Here is a 14,718-nt window from a genome sequence, read left to right as displayed (position 1 = left end):
GGGGCACCTGTTCCGCTGTGCGGCGCCGGCTACAGGCCGAGCTCGACCTCGAACTCGCCCGCCTCCAGGATCGCCTTGACGGCCGTCAGGTAACGGGCCGCGTCGGCGCCGTCCACCAGACGGTGGTCGTAGGAGAGCGTCAGGTAGGTCATGTCGCGGACGCCGATGACCGTGCCCTCCTCCGTCTCGATGACGGCCGGACGCTTGACCGTGGCACCGATGCCGAGGATGGCGACCTGGCCCGGCGGCACGATGATCGTGTCGAACAGCGCGCCGCGCGACCCGGTGTTGCTGATGGTGAAGGTCGCGCCGGACAGCTCGTCCGGAGTGATCTTGCTGCCGCGGACCTTGCCCGCCAGCTCGGCCGTGGCCTTGGCGATGCCGGCGATGTTGAGGTCACCGGCGTTCTTGATGACCGGGGTCATCAGGCCCTTCTCGGAGTCCACCGCGATACCGATGTTCTCGGTGTCGAAGTAGGTGATGGTCCCCTCGGCCTCGTTGATCTTGGCGTTGATGACCGGGTGGGCCTTCAGCGCCTGCGCGGCGGCCTTGACGAAGAACGGCATCGGGGAGAGCTTGACGCCCTCGCGCGCCGCGAACGCGTCCTTGGCCTGGCCGCGCAGCTTCATCAGCCGGGTGACGTCGACCTCGACGACCGAGGACAGCTGGGCCTGCTCCCGCAGGGCCTTGACCATGTTGTCGCCGATGACCTTGCGGATCCGCGGCATCTTCACGGTCTGGCCGCGCAGCGGGGACGCCTCCAGCACCGGGGCCTTGCGGCCGGCGGCCGGAGCGGCTGCGGCCGGAGCGGCGGCCGGGGCGGCCTTCGCGGCCTCGGCGGCGGCCTCCACGTCCTGCTTGCGGATCCGGCCGCCGACGCCGCTGCCCTTGACGGTGGACAGGTCGACGCCCTTCTCGGCGGCCAGCTTGCGCACCAGCGGGGTCACGTAGGCACCCTCGTCGGCCGGCTTCGCGGCGGCCGGAGCGGGCTGCTGCGGGGCCGGGGCGGGAGCGGCCGGCGCGGGAGCCGGTGCGGCCTGCTGCGGAGCCGGAGCCGGAGCCGGCGCCGGGGCGGCCTGCTGCTGCGGGGCCGGAGCGGGCTCGGGCTGGGCCGGAGCGGGCTGCTGCGGGGCCGGGGCGGGCTCGGGCTGGGCCGGGGCCTGCGGCTCGGCCGGGGCGGGAGCGGCCGCCGGAGCGGCACCCGCCTCGCCGATGACGGCCAGCTTGGCGCCGACCTCGGCGGTCTCGTCCTCGCCGACCACGATCTCCAGCAGCGTGCCGGAGGCGGGGGCGGGGATCTCGGTGTCGACCTTGTCCGTCGACACCTCCAGCAGCGGCTCGTCGGCCTCGACGCTGTCACCGACCGACTTCAGCCAGCGGGTGACGGTGCCCTCGGTGACGGACTCGCCGAGCGCGGGCAGGACCACGTCCGTGCCCTCGGCGGAACCGCCGCCCGCCGAGGCGTCGGCGGTAGGGGCCGGCGCGGGGGCGGACTGCTCGGTGGACGGCTGGGCCTGCGGCTCGGGGGCCGGGGCCGGGGGAGCGGCCTGCTCGGCCGCCGGGGCCTGCTCGGCGGCGGGCGCCTCGGCCGCGCCACCACCGCCGCTGCCGTCGTCGATCAGGGCCAGCTCGGCGCCGACCTCGACCGTCTCGTCCTCCGCGACCTTGATGGAGGACAGCACGCCGGACGCGGGCGCCGGGATCTCGGTGTCGACCTTGTCGGTGGAGACCTCGAGCAGCGGCTCGTCGGCCTCGACGCGCTCACCCTCGGCCTTCAGCCAACGAGTGACAGTGCCCTCGGTGACGCTCTCGCCGAGCGCCGGAAGGGTTACGGAAACCGCCATGGTTTCGGTTGCTCCTTACGAATTGCGGAAGTCTGTGTCGTCGCGCCCGAAGACGGAAGGCGTCAGTCGTGGGAGTGGAGGGGCTTGCCGGCCAGTGCCAGGTGGGCCTCCCCGAGCGCCTCGTTCTGCGTCGGGTGGGCGTGGATCAGCTGCGCGACCTCGGCCGGCAGCGCCTCCCAGTTGTAGATCAGCTGCGCCTCGCCGACCTGCTCGCCCATGCGGTCGCCGACCATGTGGACGCCGACCACGGCGCCGTCCTTGACCTGGACCAGCTTGATCTCGCCCGCGGTCTTGAGGATCTTGCTCTTGCCGTTGCCCGCCAGGTTGTACTTCAGGGCGACGACCTTGTCCGCGCCGTAGATCTCCTTGGCCTTCGCCTCGGTGATGCCCACGGAGGCGACCTCGGGGTGGCAGTACGTCACCCGCGGGACCCCGTCGTAGTCGATCGGAACGGTCTTCAGGCCGGCCAGACGCTCCGCCACCAGGATGCCCTCGGCGAAGCCGACGTGCGCGAGCTGGAGCGTGGGCACCAGGTCACCGACGGCCGAGATGGTCGGGACGTTGGTGCGCATGTACTCGTCGACCAGGACGAAGCCGCGGTCCATGGCGACCCCGGCCTCCTCGTAGCCCAGGCCCTGGGAGACCGGGCCGCGGCCGATGGCGACGAGCAGGACCTCCGCCTCGAACTCCTTGCCGTCGGCGAGGGTGACCTTGACGCCGTCCTGGGTGTACTCGGCCTTCTCGAAGAAGGTGCCCAGGTTGAACTTGATGCCCCGCTTGCGGAAGGCGCGCTCCAGCAGCTTCGAGCTGTTCTCGTCCTCGACCGGCACGAGGTGCTTCAGGCCCTCGATGATGGTGACCTCGGTGCCGAAGGACTTCCACGCGGAGGCGAACTCGACGCCGATGACGCCGCCGCCCAGCACGATCGCGGACTTCGGCACGCGGTCCATGACGAGCGCGTGGTCCGAGGAGAGGATGCGGTTGCCGTCGATCTCCAGGCCCGGCAGCGACTTCGGCACGGAACCGGTCGCCAGCAGGACGTGGCGGCCCTCGACCCGCTGACCGTTGACGTCGACGGAGGTCGGCGAGGACAGCCGGCCCTCACCCTCGATGTAGGTGACCTTGCGCGAGGCGATCAGCCCCTGCAGGCCCTTGTACAGGCCGGCGATCACGTCGTCCTTGTACTTGTTGACGGCCGCCATGTCGATGCCCTCGAAGGTGGCCTTCACACCGAACTGCTCGCTCTCGCGCGCCTGGTCGGCGATCTCGCCCGCGTGCAGCAGGGCCTTCGTGGGGATGCAACCGTTGTGCAGGCAGGTACCGCCGACCTTGCCCTTCTCGATCAGGGCGACGTCCAGGCCCAGCTGAGCCCCGCGCAGCGCCGCGGCGTACCCACCGCTGCCACCGCCGAGAATCACTAGGTCGAAAACGGTGCTGGCGTCGTTCGCCACGTCACGTCCTCCATGCATGTGCGCCACGCCGGTCTCCAGTGACCGGTCGGCGGCTGGTGTCCGGCCGCTTTTAGGTTTTCGGCCCTTCGGTGGGGCCCTGTCCTGCCGAGCCCTATCCTCGCACTTGTCGAGGCCGTTCGAGACGTGGGGCCGTGGTGTGAGACACCCCACGTCCGCCACCGGGGCCTCGCCCTACCCGCGTGCGAGGCCCCGGCGGCCGGACGTCAGGCCAGGTCGCCGGACGCGGTCAGCTCCGCGAGCCGGACCAGCGTGCGGACGGCCGTGCCCGTGCCGCCCTTGGGCGTGTACCCGAAGGGGCCGCCTTCATTGAAGGCCGGTCCGGCGATGTCGAGGTGGGCCCAGGTGATGCCCTCGCCGACGAACTCGCGCAGGAACAGGCCGGCGACCAGTCCGCCGCCCATCCGCTCGCCCATGTTCGCGATGTCCGCGGTGGCCGAGTCCATGCCCTTGCGCAGGTGCTCGGGCAGCGGCATCGGCCAGGCCGGCTCGCCGACCTCCTCGGCGGCCTCGTGGACCGCGGCGCGGAAGGCGTCGTCGTTCGCCATGATGCCGAACGTGCGGTTGCCCAGCGCCAGCATCATGGCGCCGGTCAGGGTCGCCACGTCCACGATGGCGTCCGGCTTCTCCTGGGAGGCGGCCCACAGGGCGTCGGCGAGGACCAGCCGGCCCTCGGCGTCGGTGTTGAGCACCTCCACCGTCTTGCCGCTGAACATGCGCAGCACGTCACCGGGGCGGGTGGCGGAACCGGAGGGCATGTTCTCGGCCAGCGCCAGCCAGCCGGTGACGTTGACGTCCAGGCCCAGGCGGGCGGCGGCGACGACCGCGGCGAACACGGCGGCGGCGCCGCTCATGTCGCACTTCATCGTCTCGTTGTGACCGGCCGGCTTCAGCGAGATGCCGCCCGAGTCGTAGGTGATGCCCTTGCCGACGAACGCGAGGTGCTTCTTCGCCTTGCTGGAGGTGTACGACAGCTTCACCAGGCGCGGACCGGAGGCGGAGCCGGCGCCGACCCCGAGGATGCCGCCGTAGCCGCCCTTGGTGAGGGCCTTCTCGTCGAGCACCTGCACCTTGATGCCGTGCTCCTTGGCCGCCGCCTGCGCGACGGCCGCGAACGCCTCCGGATTCAGGTCGTTGGGCGGGGTGTTGATCAGGTCGCGGGCCCGGTTCAGCTCCTCGGCGACCGCGGTGGCCCGCTCCAGGGCGGCCTTGTACGCGCGGTCGCGCGGCTTGCCGCCGAGCAGGACGGCCTCGGCGAGCGGCGCCTTGCCGTCCTTGCCGTCCTTGGCACCGGCCTGGTCCTTGTACGCGTCGAAGGAGTACGCGCCGAGCAGGGCGCCCTCGGCGACCGCACCGGCGTCGGCGGCGTCCGTGAGGGGCAGGGCGAAGGCGGCCTTCTTGGTGCCCGTCAGCGCCCGGGCCGCGACACCGGCCGCCTTGCGCAGGGCCTCCGCGGCGTAACCGGAGTCCTTCTCGGGCTGGGCGCCCAGGCCCACCGCCACCACGAGGGGGGCCTTGAAGCCGGACGGCGCGGGGAGCTTCGTCACCTCGCCCTCGGCACCGGACGCGCCGAGCGTCTCCAGGACGCCGGCGAGCCCGCCGTCGTACGCGTGGTCCACGGCCTCGGCGCCCGGTGCGACGACCGGCGTCCCGGACCCGGACGCGGTGCCCTTGGCGACACCGATCACGATCGCGTCGGCCCGCAGGCCGGGCACCGCGGCGGTGCTGAGAGTGAGAGCAGTCACGGTGGTGAATTCTCGCTTCCGATGTGAAGTTGCAGTGGCCGAAAGGTGTGGGTCGACCGGGCCCGGCAGCCGACCCTAATTGCGACGCGAGGGCGCGGTCACGGCGGGGCCTTCCCCCGGTACGGCGAACACCCGGGACGAGCCTACGCGCGTATGTACGCTCGCTCATTCCTGCGGTCCCACATCCACGGGGTGCCCTCCCGCCCGCCCGCGCACCGCTCCGCGCCCCCCTGTGCCGCCTCGTCCCGACTCTCCTTCCACGTCCGCGAAAGGCCACCGGTGAGACGACCCGCCCTGCCCGCCCTCCTGTTCGTCCTGCTCCTCCTGGCGGGCTGCGGCTCCGCGCCCGGCCGGCCGGCGCCCGAGGACGACGGACGCTGGCAGCCCCGGCCGGGAACCGGCTGGCAGTGGCAGCTCAGCGGACGGCTGGACACTGCCGTCGACGTGCCGGTCTACGACATCGACGGCTTCGACCACTCCCGGCGGACCGTCGCCGCCCTGCACCGCGACGGCCGGAAGGTCGTCTGCTACCTGTCCACCGGCGCCTGGGAGGACTTCCGGCCGGACGCCGACGCCTTCCCGGAGTCCGTGATCGGCCGCGGCAACGGCTGGGAGGGCGAGCGCTGGCTGGACATCCGCCGCACCGACGTCCTGGAGCCGCTGATGGCGAAGCGCCTCGACATGTGCCGCGACAAGGGCTTCGACGCGGTGGAACCGGACAACATGGACGGCTACCGCAACCGCACCGGCTTCCCCCTCACCGCCGCCGACCAGCTCCGCTACAACCGCCTGATCGCCCGGCTCGCCCACGAACGCGGCCTGTCGGTGGGCCTGAAGAACGACCTGGACCAGATCCCGGAGCTGGTCGGCGACTTCGACTTCGCGGTCAACGAGCAGTGCGCCCAGTACGGGGAGTGTGCCGAGCTGACCCCCTTCGTCGAGGCGGGCAAGGCCGTCTTCCACGTCGAGTACGAACTGCCCACCGCCCGCTTCTGCGCCGACTCCCGTCGTCTGGGCCTGAGTTCGCTGCTCAAGAAGTACGACCTGGGGGCCTGGCGCCGCGCCTGCTGAACCGCCGGGTCACCCCCGGCCGCCGCCGGCCGGGCCGCGCGGGCGCGCAGCACGGTGCGGCCTCGTCGAGCCGGTTCGGCCCGTGCTCCCCGAGCCGCCGGGCCGTCACCGCCACCTGCGAGGACGGTCCCGTCTCCGGGTCGACATCGAGCCGTCCGGTCACGTCCGGGGCGGGCAGGGCGTGCCAGGGAGGGGGCGAGTCGCTGCCGGGGGAGGACGCCATGCCCGCATCGGGTCGGGGCGGGCCGGAGCGCGGCATGCGCCCGGTGGCCCGAGGGGGTCCGGGCAGGGGCGAGAACCGGCCACCGCTCACGACGGTGCGTCACGTCCGACAGCCCTCGTCACTCGAACGCCGTACGCCGGTCAACTGGACGCGCGCCACGACGCGCCGTTCCGCCAGGAGTTCTGACAGAGTCGGTCGCGGTCGCGCCATGCTGCCTTCCGGAAGCATCCCGAGCCCTCAGCGAGGAGCGGAACAGTGGCGAACGAGAGCACGGTGGGCTCCCTCGACAAGGAGCCCACGGAGTCCTACGAGGACGAGCTGCCGGTCCGCAGCAGAAAGCCCGGCGCGGTCGTGGTCTCGTGGCTGACCACGACCGACCACAAGACGATCGGCACGCTGTATCTCGGCACCTCGTTCTCGTTCTTCGTCATCGGCGGCATCATGGCGCTGATCATCCGCGCCGAACTGGCCCGTCCGGGCCTGCAGATCGTGTCGAACGAGCAGTACAACCAGATGTTCACCATGCACGGCACGCTGATGCTGCTGATGTTCGCCACCCCGCTGTTCGTCGGCTTCGCGAACTGGATCATGCCGCTGCAGATCGGCGCGCCCGACGTGGCGTTCCCACGGCTGAACATGTTCTCGTACTGGCTGTTCCTGTTCGGCTCGCTGATCGCGATCGCCGGGTTCCTCACGCCGGACGGCGCCGCCAGCTTCGGCTGGACCGGCTACACCCCGCTGTCCGACGCGACCCGCTCGCCGGGCCTGGGGTCCGACCTGTGGATCATGGGCCTGGCCTTCCAGGGCTTCGGCACCATCCTCGGCTCGGTCAACTTCATCACCACGATCATCTGCATGCGGGCCCCCGGCATGACGATGTTCCGCATGCCGATCTTCACCTGGAACGTGCTGCTGACCGGTGTCCTGGTCCTGCTCGCCTTCCCGGTGCTGGCCGCCGCGCTGCTGACCCTGGAGGTGGACCGCAAGTTCGGTGCCCATGTCTTCGACGCGTCGAACGGCGGCGCGCTGCTGTGGCAGCACCTGTTCTGGTTCTTCGGCCACCCCGAGGTGTACATCATCGCGCTGCCGTTCTTCGGCATCGTCAGTGAGGTCATCCCGGTCTTCGCGCGCAAGCCGATCTTCGGCTACCTCGGGCTGATCGGTGCCACCATCGCCATCGCGGGCCTGTCGGTCACGGTGTGGGCGCACCACATGTTCGCCACCGGCGGGGTGCTGCTGCCGTTCTTCTCGTTCATGACCTTCCTCATCGCGATCCCCACGGGCGTGAAGTTCTTCAACTGGGCCGGCACCATGTGGAAGGGCTCCCTCAGTTTCGAGACACCGATGCTGTGGTCGCTGGGCTTCCTGCTCACGTTCCTCTTCGGCGGCCTGACCGGCGTCATCCTGGCGTCGCCGCCGCTGGACTTCCACGTGACCGACTCCTACTTCGTGGTCGCCCACTTCCACTACGTCGTCTTCGGCACCGTCGTCTTCGCGATGTTCGCCGGATTCCACTTCTGGTGGCCGAAGTTCACCGGCAAGATGCTCGACGAGCGGCTCGGCAAGATCACCTTCTGGACGCTGTTCATCGGCTTCCACGGCACCTTCCTGATCCAGCACTGGCTGGGCGCCGAGGGCATGCCCCGCCGGTACTCGGACTACCTGGCCGCCGACGGCTTCACCGCGCTCAACACGGCCTCGACGATCTCCGCCTTCCTGCTCGGCATGTCGCTGCTGCCGTTCTTCTACAACATCTGGAAGACGGCCAAGTACGGCAAGCCGGTCGGCGTCGACGACCCGTGGGGCTACGGCCGCTCCCTGGAGTGGGCCACCTCCTGCCCGCCGCCCCGGCACAACTTCGTCACCCTCCCCCGGGTGCGCAGCGAGTCCCCCGCCTTCGACCTGCACCACCCGCAGATCGCCGCGATCGACTGGGCGGACAACCGGCCCGACACCTCCGAGACGGTGGCCCCCGGGGACAAGCAGCGCTGACACCCACCGACCGGAGCGTGGAGGAAGCCCGTGGATCCCAGTCAGGAGAGCGCCCAAGGTCTGGTCCGGCTCGAAGGCCACCTCCTGTGGGCCGCGGAACTCGAGGACGCCCGGCGGCGGGCCGCCGCCTTCGCCGAACAGCTGCCCTGGCTGACGACCGCTCAGCGCGAGGACGTGGAACGCGTCTACACCGCCGAGCGCGTGGAGGCGTCCCGCGCGTACCTGCTGCGGATCCGCGACCGGGTGGCCGGGCTCCGGCTGGAGTACGAGGAGCGCTACCGGCGGCTGCGGGCCCGCTGCGTGGCCGCCGCGCTGGTGGCCGCCGCGAGCGGTGTCGGCACGGCCGCCGTGGCGCTCGCCACCCGCAACTGACCGGCCCCTGACGGGCGGTGCCGCTTCCCGGTGCCGCCCGTCGCCGCTCGGCTCAGCCGGGGCCGGGACGTCAGCCCAGCGCGGCGACGACGAGCGCCGTGGTCGCCGCCGTCTCCGCGAGCCCGCCGAACACGTCACCCGTCACACCGCCGAACCGGCGCACACAGTGCCGAAGGAGCAGGTCGGCGGCGGCGACCGACAGGGCGACCGCCAGGACCGCGCGGACCACGCCGTCCGCCCCGAGCAGCGTGCCGCCGGCCGCCGCCGCCAGCGCCACGGCCACGGCGGCCCCGGCCGCGCCCGCCACCGGCACGACCCCCGCCACCGCCGCGCCCAGCCCCTCCGGGCGGGCGGACGGCACGGCCGGGCGGGCGGCCAGCGTCAGCACCAGCCGGGCCACCACCCCCGCGACGACCGCGGCCAGCGCCCCGCGCGCCCACGTGTCGTCGTAGGCGCGGGCCAGGGCGGCCGTCTGGGCCGCCAGCACCAGGACCAGGGTGATGACCCCGAACGGCCCGATGTCCGACTGCTTCATGATCCGCAGCGCGTCCCCGGCCGGTTTCCCGCTGCCCAGCCCGTCCGCGGTGTCTGCCAGTCCGTCCAGGTGCAGCCCGCGGGTCAGTACGGCCGGCACGGCGACGGTGGCGACGGCGGCGAGCGCGGACCCCGATCCGAGGAACAGCAGCAGCAGGCCGGTGGCGGCGGCCACGGCGCCGACCGCCAGCCCGGCCAGCGGGGCGCACAGCATCCCGGCCCGCGCGGCGGGGCGGTCCCAGCGGGGCACCCGGACCGGGAACACGGTGAGGGTGCCGAAGGCGAAGCGGAGGCCGTCGGTCAACGGAGCGAAGGAGGGCGCGGGCACCGGCGCAGATTACCCGGCGGTCAACAGGGCAGCCGGGGCGGGCCCGGATAAAGTTCGCATATGGGACAGTGGTGGGAGCGGAACATCATCGAACCGGGCAAGCTGCCGCTGCTCCTCGCGCTCACCGCCTTCGTCCTCACCTTCGTGATCACCCGGGTCATCACCCGCATGATCCGGGCGGGCAAGGGCCCCTTCGGCAACGTCAAGGCCGGTGACCTGCACATCCACCACGTCGTGCCCGGCGTCATCCTCACCATCGTCGGCGGCTTCGCCGCGGTGGCCGGCGGGCGGCACGGCTTCGGCTCGGCCGTGGCGGCGGTGGTCTTCGGCATCGGCGCGGGCCTGGTGCTGGACGAGTTCGCGCTGATCCTGCACCTCGACGACGTGTACTGGACCGAGGCGGGACGGCAGAGCGTGGAGGTGGTCGTCCTCACCGCCGCCCTGGTCGGCCTGCTGCTGGGCGGCTTCTCCCCGTTCGGCGTCGACGACCTCGACGCGGAGGAACAGCAGAACCGCGCGAACCTCATCACCACCGTCACGGCGAACTTCCTCTTCTCCCTGATCGCCCTCAGCAAGGGCAAGGCGAGGATCGCCGTCCTCGGGGTCGTCGTCCCCCTCATCGCCCTGATCGGCGCGATCCGGCTGGCCCGGCCCGATTCGCCGTGGGCCAAGCGCTTCTACCGGCGCCGCCACCGGGCCCGCGCCAAGGCCGTGCTGCGCGCCTACCACCACGACCGCCGCTGGTCCGGGCCCCGGCGCGCCGTGCAGGACTGGATCGGCGGCAGACCCGACCCCGACCCGCCGCGGTCCCTCGAACACCGCTGAGCCGGCCGGACACCGCCACCGGCACCGCGGGGGCCACGCGCCGAAGTGCCGTTGCCCACGGGGCGGGTTCGCGTGCGGTCGGGCAGCGCCGGTGCGCGGCCGGGTCCGGTGCGCCCGGCGGGAGTGCCGGGCGGACGGCGGGGCGGGGCCTCCCCGGAGCGGCGGCCGGCTCCCGCGGCGGCGGGTGGCAGGGCCGTGCGCCGCCGCGGCTGGGCGGTGGCGTTCGCGGCTTGGGGTGACCGGGCCGCGTCACGGCCGTCATCGGCCGCTTCGGCCCCGGCCTTCGCTTCCGCTTCGGCCCCGGCCTGCGCGTCTGTCTACGCCCCCGTCTACGCCTCCGCCTCCGGGCCCGTCCCCGTCTACGCCTTCGCCTCCGCGTCCGCGTCCGCCTCCGCTTCCGCGCCGGCCTCCCTCTCGGCCGGGTCCGTCGGTCCGGACGGGACCGCCGGCTCCGGGCGCACCGGAAGGTCCGCGGCCAGCGCGGCCGCCGCCTGCACCAGGGGGAGGGCCAGCAGGCCGCCCGTGCCCTCGCCGACGGTGACGCCGTGGGTGAGCAGCGGCTCCAGGGCCATCCGGTCCAGCGCCTTGGCCTGGCCCGGCTCACCGCTGTCGTGGGCGGCCAGCCACCAGTCCGGGGCCCGGAACGCCACCCGCTGGCCCACCAGCGCGCACGCCGTCGTCACCACGCCGTCCAGCAGCACCGGCATCCGCCGCACGGCCGCCTGGAGCAGGAACCCCGTGATCGCGGCGAAGTCCGCACCGCCGACCGTCGCCAGCAGCCGCAGCTGGTCGCCGAGCACCGGCCGGGCCCGCCGCAGGGTGTCCCGGATCGCCGCGCACTTGCGCATCCACGCCAGGTCGTCGATGGCCAGGCCGCCCCGCCCGGTCACCACGGACGCGTCGGTCCCGCACAGGGCCGCCACGAGCACGCCCGCCACGGTGGTTCCGCCGACGCTCACATCGCCCAGCACCACCAGGTCCGTACCGGAGTCGGCCTCCTCGTCGGCCACCGTCATCCCGGCCCGGAACGCCGCCTCGGCCTCCGCGAGGGTCAGCGCGTCCTCCTGGTCCACGCGACCGCTGCCGCGCCGCACCCGGTGCCGCACGACGTCGGCGGGCAGGGACCCGGGGTCGCAGTCCAGGGCCATGTCGACCACCCGCACCGGCACGCCGAGGCGCCGGGCCAGCACGGCCACCGGACGGCCGCCCTCCAGCACCTCCCGCACCAGCTCCCCGGCGCTGCCCGCCGGTCGGGCCGACACCCCCAGCTCGGCGATGCCGTGGTCACCGGCGAAGAGCACGACCCGCGGCCGCTCGACCGGCCGCACCGGCACCGAGGACTGGGCGGCAGCCAGCCATTCACCCAGTTCGTCGAGGCGCCCCAGGGAACCGGGCGGCACGGCCAGGCGCTCGCGGCGCGCCTCCGCGTCACGGCGCACTCCGCCGTCCGGGCGCTCGATCAGGTCGGTGAAGTCGTCGAGATTAAGCGAGCTCATTCGCCGAACAGTACCGGCCCGCGTCGCGCCGGGCCGAGCCCCGGCCGTCCGTCCCCGCCACCCGTCCCGGTCACCCGTCCCCGCCACCCGTCCCGGCCGTCCGTCCCCGCCACCCGTCCCGGCCGCTCCCCGGGTGCGTCTGCGGGGACCTGCTCCGCTCCGGTGCCGGCCCACCACGCCGCCCCGGCGTCGTTGCACCCCGCAGGGCTGCCCGGTACGTAATGCTTTGCGGTGGATTTGCCGTACGCCCACCGCTCGGGAGCCGCCCATGTCCGTCCTGCCGCCCGTGCCCCCGGTGCCCCCGGTACCTCCCGTCCCCCCGATGCCGACCGTCCCTCCGGCGACCGTCCCTCCGGCCACCGTCCCTCCGGCGTCCGCCGCACCCCCCGCGCCGCCCGTGCCCCCTGCGCCGCCCGTGCCCCCGGCGCGGCCCGCACCGCCGGCCCCGGCCGTGCCGCCGGCGGTCCTCGCGCCCGCGGTGAGCACACGGGTGCACGAGCCGCGCCGCGAGGACTGCCCCTGGTGCGGTTCCGCACGGCTGCGGAACCGACTGCGCACCGGCGACCTGCGACGGCACCGGCCGGGCCTGTTCACCGTCGACGCGTGCCGGGACTGCGGCCACACCTTCCAGAACCCCCGGCTCACCGCGGAGGGGCTGGCCTTCTACCGGCGGGCCGTGCGCGGCGCGCCCCGCGACCCCGCCACCGAGTGGGTCCTCAGGCTGAGCACCGCCCCGCACCGCCACCGCGCCGCCGCGCGCGCCATGCTGCCCTTCGGCGAACCGGAGAGCTGGCTGGACGTCGGCACCGGCCACGCCCGGTTCCCCGACCTCGCCCGGGAGTTCTTCCCCTACACGGCCTTCGACGGCACCGACCTCACCGCGCGCGTCGAACGCGCCCGCGGCCTCGGCCGGGTGGAGGAGGCCCACGTCGGCCCGCTGACCCACCCGCGCCTGCGCGCCCGCCTGGCCGGCCGCTACGACGTGGTCAGCGTGCTCCACCACCTGGAACACGTCCCCGACCCCCGCGCGGAGCTCCACGCGGCCCTCGACGCGGTGCGCCCCGGCGGACACCTGCTCGTCGAGACCCTGGACCCGCGCTGCCTGTTCGCCACCCTGTTCGGCCGCTGGTGGCTGCCCTACGACCAGCCCCGCCGCCTCCACCTGCTGCCCCCGCGCAACCTCCGCGCCGTCCTGGAGGAACGCGGGTGCGTGATCGTCTCCGCCGGACGCCGCGCCGCCCATGTGCCGCACGACCTCGCGGGCGCCGCCGCGCTGGCCCTCGCCCACTCCCTGCCCGCCCCGGACACCCCCTGGCGCGCCGTCCCGCCCGCCGCGTTCGACCGGCACCTGCGCACGGTCGTGCTGCGCGCCGGCACGCCGCTGGTGGCGGGTGCCCTGGCTGCCGACCTCGCCCTGGCCCCTCTGCTGCGGCACACCCCGTTCGCCAACGGCCACCGGATCATCGCCCGCACACCGGGCCGGACGGCCGGCTGACGCCCCCGGGGGACGCGGCTCCGGCCGGCGGGGTCACCCCCGCAGCACGACCGCCTGGCCCGCCACCACCAGCAGCACCTGCTCGCACTCCTCGGCGAACGCCGCGTTCAGCCGCCCCAGTTCGTCCCGGTAGCGGCGGCCGGACGCGGTGGCCGGCACGATGCCCGACCCGACCTCGTTGGAGACGGCGACCACGGTCCGCCGGGTCTCCCGGACCGCGTCCGTCAGCTCCCGCACCCGCTCCCGCAGCGCCTTCTCGCCGCCGCCCGCCCACTCCGCGTCGTCCCACGCCCCGACCGCGTCCATCGCGTCCGTCAGCCACAGCGACAGGCAGTCCACCAGCAGCGGCGGCCCGTCGTCCTTGAGCAGCGGCACCAGATCGCACGTCTCGACGGTCCGCCACGACCCCGGCCGCCGCTCCTGGTGCAGGCACACCCGCGCCGCCCACTCGGTGTCCCCGTTGCGCGACCCGCCGGTCGCCACGTACAGCACCTCGGGGAAGGTCTCCAGCCGCCGCTCCGCCTCCACCGACTTGCCCGACCGGGCCCCGCCCAGCACCAGCGTGCGCTGCGGGACGTCCGGCACCTCCTCGTAGGCGCCCACCTCCAGCGTGGTGCCGTCGGGTACGGCCCGGGCCCCGGCCGCCGCCAGCCGCCGCCGGGTCTCCGCGCCCGGCGGCACGTCGTGGCCGAGGTGGACGGCGATCACGTCGGTCGCCGCGCCGACCGCGCCCACCGCCCGCAGCCGGGCCAGCGCGTCGGGGCGCCCCACCACGTCCAGCAGCACCAGGCCGTACGGCTCCGCCGGCTCCTCCAGCCCGGCCGGCGCCCCGCCCGGCGGCAGGTACAGCAGCCGCCGGCCGTCCGGGCCGGTCACCGCGTACCCGGTGCCGGGCGCGTCCAGGGCCACCGCCCGCACCCGGTGCCCTGTCATCAGCGCCAGTTCGCGCCCGTCCGGCACCCGTCCGGGCTGTGGCAGCCCCGCGGGCACCTCCACGGCCGGACCGTCGTGCGGGTGCGACAGCAGCACCTGGCGCACGCCGCCGAGGGAGCGGCCCGCCCGGGCCGCCGCGAGGGCCGCGCCGGGCGTCAGGTCCAGCAGCAGCGCGCCGTCCAGGAGCAGTGAGGTGGCCGCCCGCGCGTCCGGCCCGAGGGCGCGGGCGCAGGCCGCACAGGGGCAGTCGGGGCGGGGCAGGCCCGCGGGGGCACCGGTGCCGAGCAGAGTGAGTTCCACGCCCCGATTTTCACCCCTCCCCACAGGCCCTGCCCGCCCGACTAGGCTTCGGGCAGGAGCCGGACCGTGATCCGGCTCCCGTTGCGCAGTG

The 14,718-nt window shown here is 74.0% G+C and carries 11 protein-coding genes; 5 read left to right on the top strand and 6 right to left on the bottom strand.

Annotated features, from left to right (window positions below; all coding sequences use genetic code 11):
* Positions 1-29: 29 nt before the first annotated feature.
* The 3 genes from sucB to AB0F01_RS01815 form a co-directional block, all read right to left on the bottom strand.
* A complete protein-coding gene (sucB, locus tag AB0F01_RS01825; protein WP_362089127.1) occupies positions 30-1,844 on the bottom strand; it encodes a 2-oxoglutarate dehydrogenase, E2 component, dihydrolipoamide succinyltransferase in 1,815 nt (604 codons plus the stop codon).
* 62 nt (positions 1,845-1,906) lie between these two features.
* Positions 1,907-3,295 carry a dihydrolipoyl dehydrogenase gene (lpdA, locus tag AB0F01_RS01820; protein WP_362089126.1) on the bottom strand — a complete coding sequence of 463 codons (1,389 nt, stop codon included), beginning with the start codon at positions 3,293-3,295 and terminating at the stop codon, positions 1,907-1,909.
* A gap of 224 nt (positions 3,296-3,519) precedes the next feature.
* Positions 3,520-5,058 (bottom strand): leucyl aminopeptidase, encoded by a 1,539-nt coding sequence (locus AB0F01_RS01815; RefSeq protein WP_362089125.1) that lies wholly within the window; start codon positions 5,056-5,058, stop codon positions 3,520-3,522.
* Positions 5,059-5,337: 279 nt separating this feature from the next.
* Here AB0F01_RS01815 and AB0F01_RS01810 point away from each other — a divergent pair, with 279 nt between their 5' ends.
* The 3 genes from AB0F01_RS01810 (at position 5,338) to AB0F01_RS01800 (ending at position 8,716) form a co-directional block, all read left to right on the top strand.
* On the top strand, positions 5,338-6,129 hold the full coding sequence (locus AB0F01_RS01810) for an endo alpha-1,4 polygalactosaminidase (protein ID WP_362089124.1): 792 nt from the start codon (positions 5,338-5,340) through the stop codon (positions 6,127-6,129).
* Between the two features lie 541 nt (positions 6,130-6,670).
* Entirely contained in the window at positions 6,671-8,344 is a 1,674-nt protein-coding gene (gene ctaD, locus AB0F01_RS01805; protein ID WP_362090180.1) for a cytochrome c oxidase subunit I, read from the top strand.
* A 30-nt stretch (positions 8,345-8,374) separates the two neighbouring features.
* On the top strand, positions 8,375-8,716 hold the full coding sequence (locus AB0F01_RS01800; protein ID WP_362089123.1) for a hypothetical protein: 342 nt from the start codon (positions 8,375-8,377) through the stop codon (positions 8,714-8,716).
* A gap of 70 nt (positions 8,717-8,786) precedes the next feature.
* Here AB0F01_RS01800 and AB0F01_RS01795 read toward each other — a convergent pair whose 3' ends face one another.
* Positions 8,787-9,578 carry an adenosylcobinamide-GDP ribazoletransferase gene (locus AB0F01_RS01795; protein ID WP_362089122.1) on the bottom strand — a complete coding sequence of 264 codons (792 nt, stop codon included), beginning with the start codon at positions 9,576-9,578 and terminating at the stop codon, positions 8,787-8,789.
* 60 nt (positions 9,579-9,638) lie between these two features.
* On the opposite strand from AB0F01_RS01795, the gene AB0F01_RS01790 reads away from it, so the two are divergent.
* On the top strand, positions 9,639-10,403 hold the full coding sequence (locus AB0F01_RS01790) for a hypothetical protein (protein ID WP_362089121.1): 765 nt from the start codon (positions 9,639-9,641) through the stop codon (positions 10,401-10,403).
* 359 nt (positions 10,404-10,762) lie between these two features.
* On the opposite strand, the gene cobT is transcribed toward AB0F01_RS01790, so the two are convergent.
* Positions 10,763-11,899: a nicotinate-nucleotide--dimethylbenzimidazole phosphoribosyltransferase gene (gene cobT, locus AB0F01_RS01785; protein WP_362089120.1), complete on the bottom strand. Its 1,137-nt coding sequence runs from the start codon at positions 11,897-11,899 to the stop codon at positions 10,763-10,765.
* Between the two features lie 490 nt (positions 11,900-12,389).
* On the opposite strand from cobT, the gene AB0F01_RS01780 reads away from it, so the two are divergent.
* Complete coding sequence (locus tag AB0F01_RS01780) at positions 12,390-13,394, top strand: class I SAM-dependent methyltransferase (RefSeq protein WP_362089119.1); 1,005 nt, start codon at positions 12,390-12,392, stop codon at positions 13,392-13,394.
* A gap of 33 nt (positions 13,395-13,427) precedes the next feature.
* Here AB0F01_RS01780 and AB0F01_RS01775 read toward each other — a convergent pair whose 3' ends face one another.
* Entirely contained in the window at positions 13,428-14,627 is a 1,200-nt protein-coding gene (locus AB0F01_RS01775; protein ID WP_362089118.1) for a bifunctional adenosylcobinamide kinase/adenosylcobinamide-phosphate guanylyltransferase, read from the bottom strand.
* Positions 14,628-14,718 lie beyond the last annotated feature (91 nt).

It is taken from the genome of Streptomyces sp. NPDC029526 (genome assembly GCF_040637405.1).
Classification (GTDB): domain Bacteria; phylum Actinomycetota; class Actinomycetes; order Streptomycetales; family Streptomycetaceae; genus Streptomyces.
The sequence above is the reverse complement of the archived record's forward strand: the minus strand, read 5'-3'. Positions and strand labels throughout refer to the sequence as shown.

Excerpts from the sequence above, each read along its gene's own strand:
- sucB (WP_362089127.1), bottom strand. The coding sequence starts at position 1,844 with ATGGCGGTTTCCGTAACCCTTCCGGCGCTCGGCGAGAGCGTCACCGAG.
- AB0F01_RS01790 (WP_362089121.1), top strand. The coding sequence starts at position 9,639 with ATGGGACAGTGGTGGGAGCGGAACATCATCGAACCGGGCAAGCTGCCG.
- cobT (WP_362089120.1), bottom strand. The coding sequence starts at position 11,899 with ATGAGCTCGCTTAATCTCGACGACTTCACCGACCTGATCGAGCGCCCG.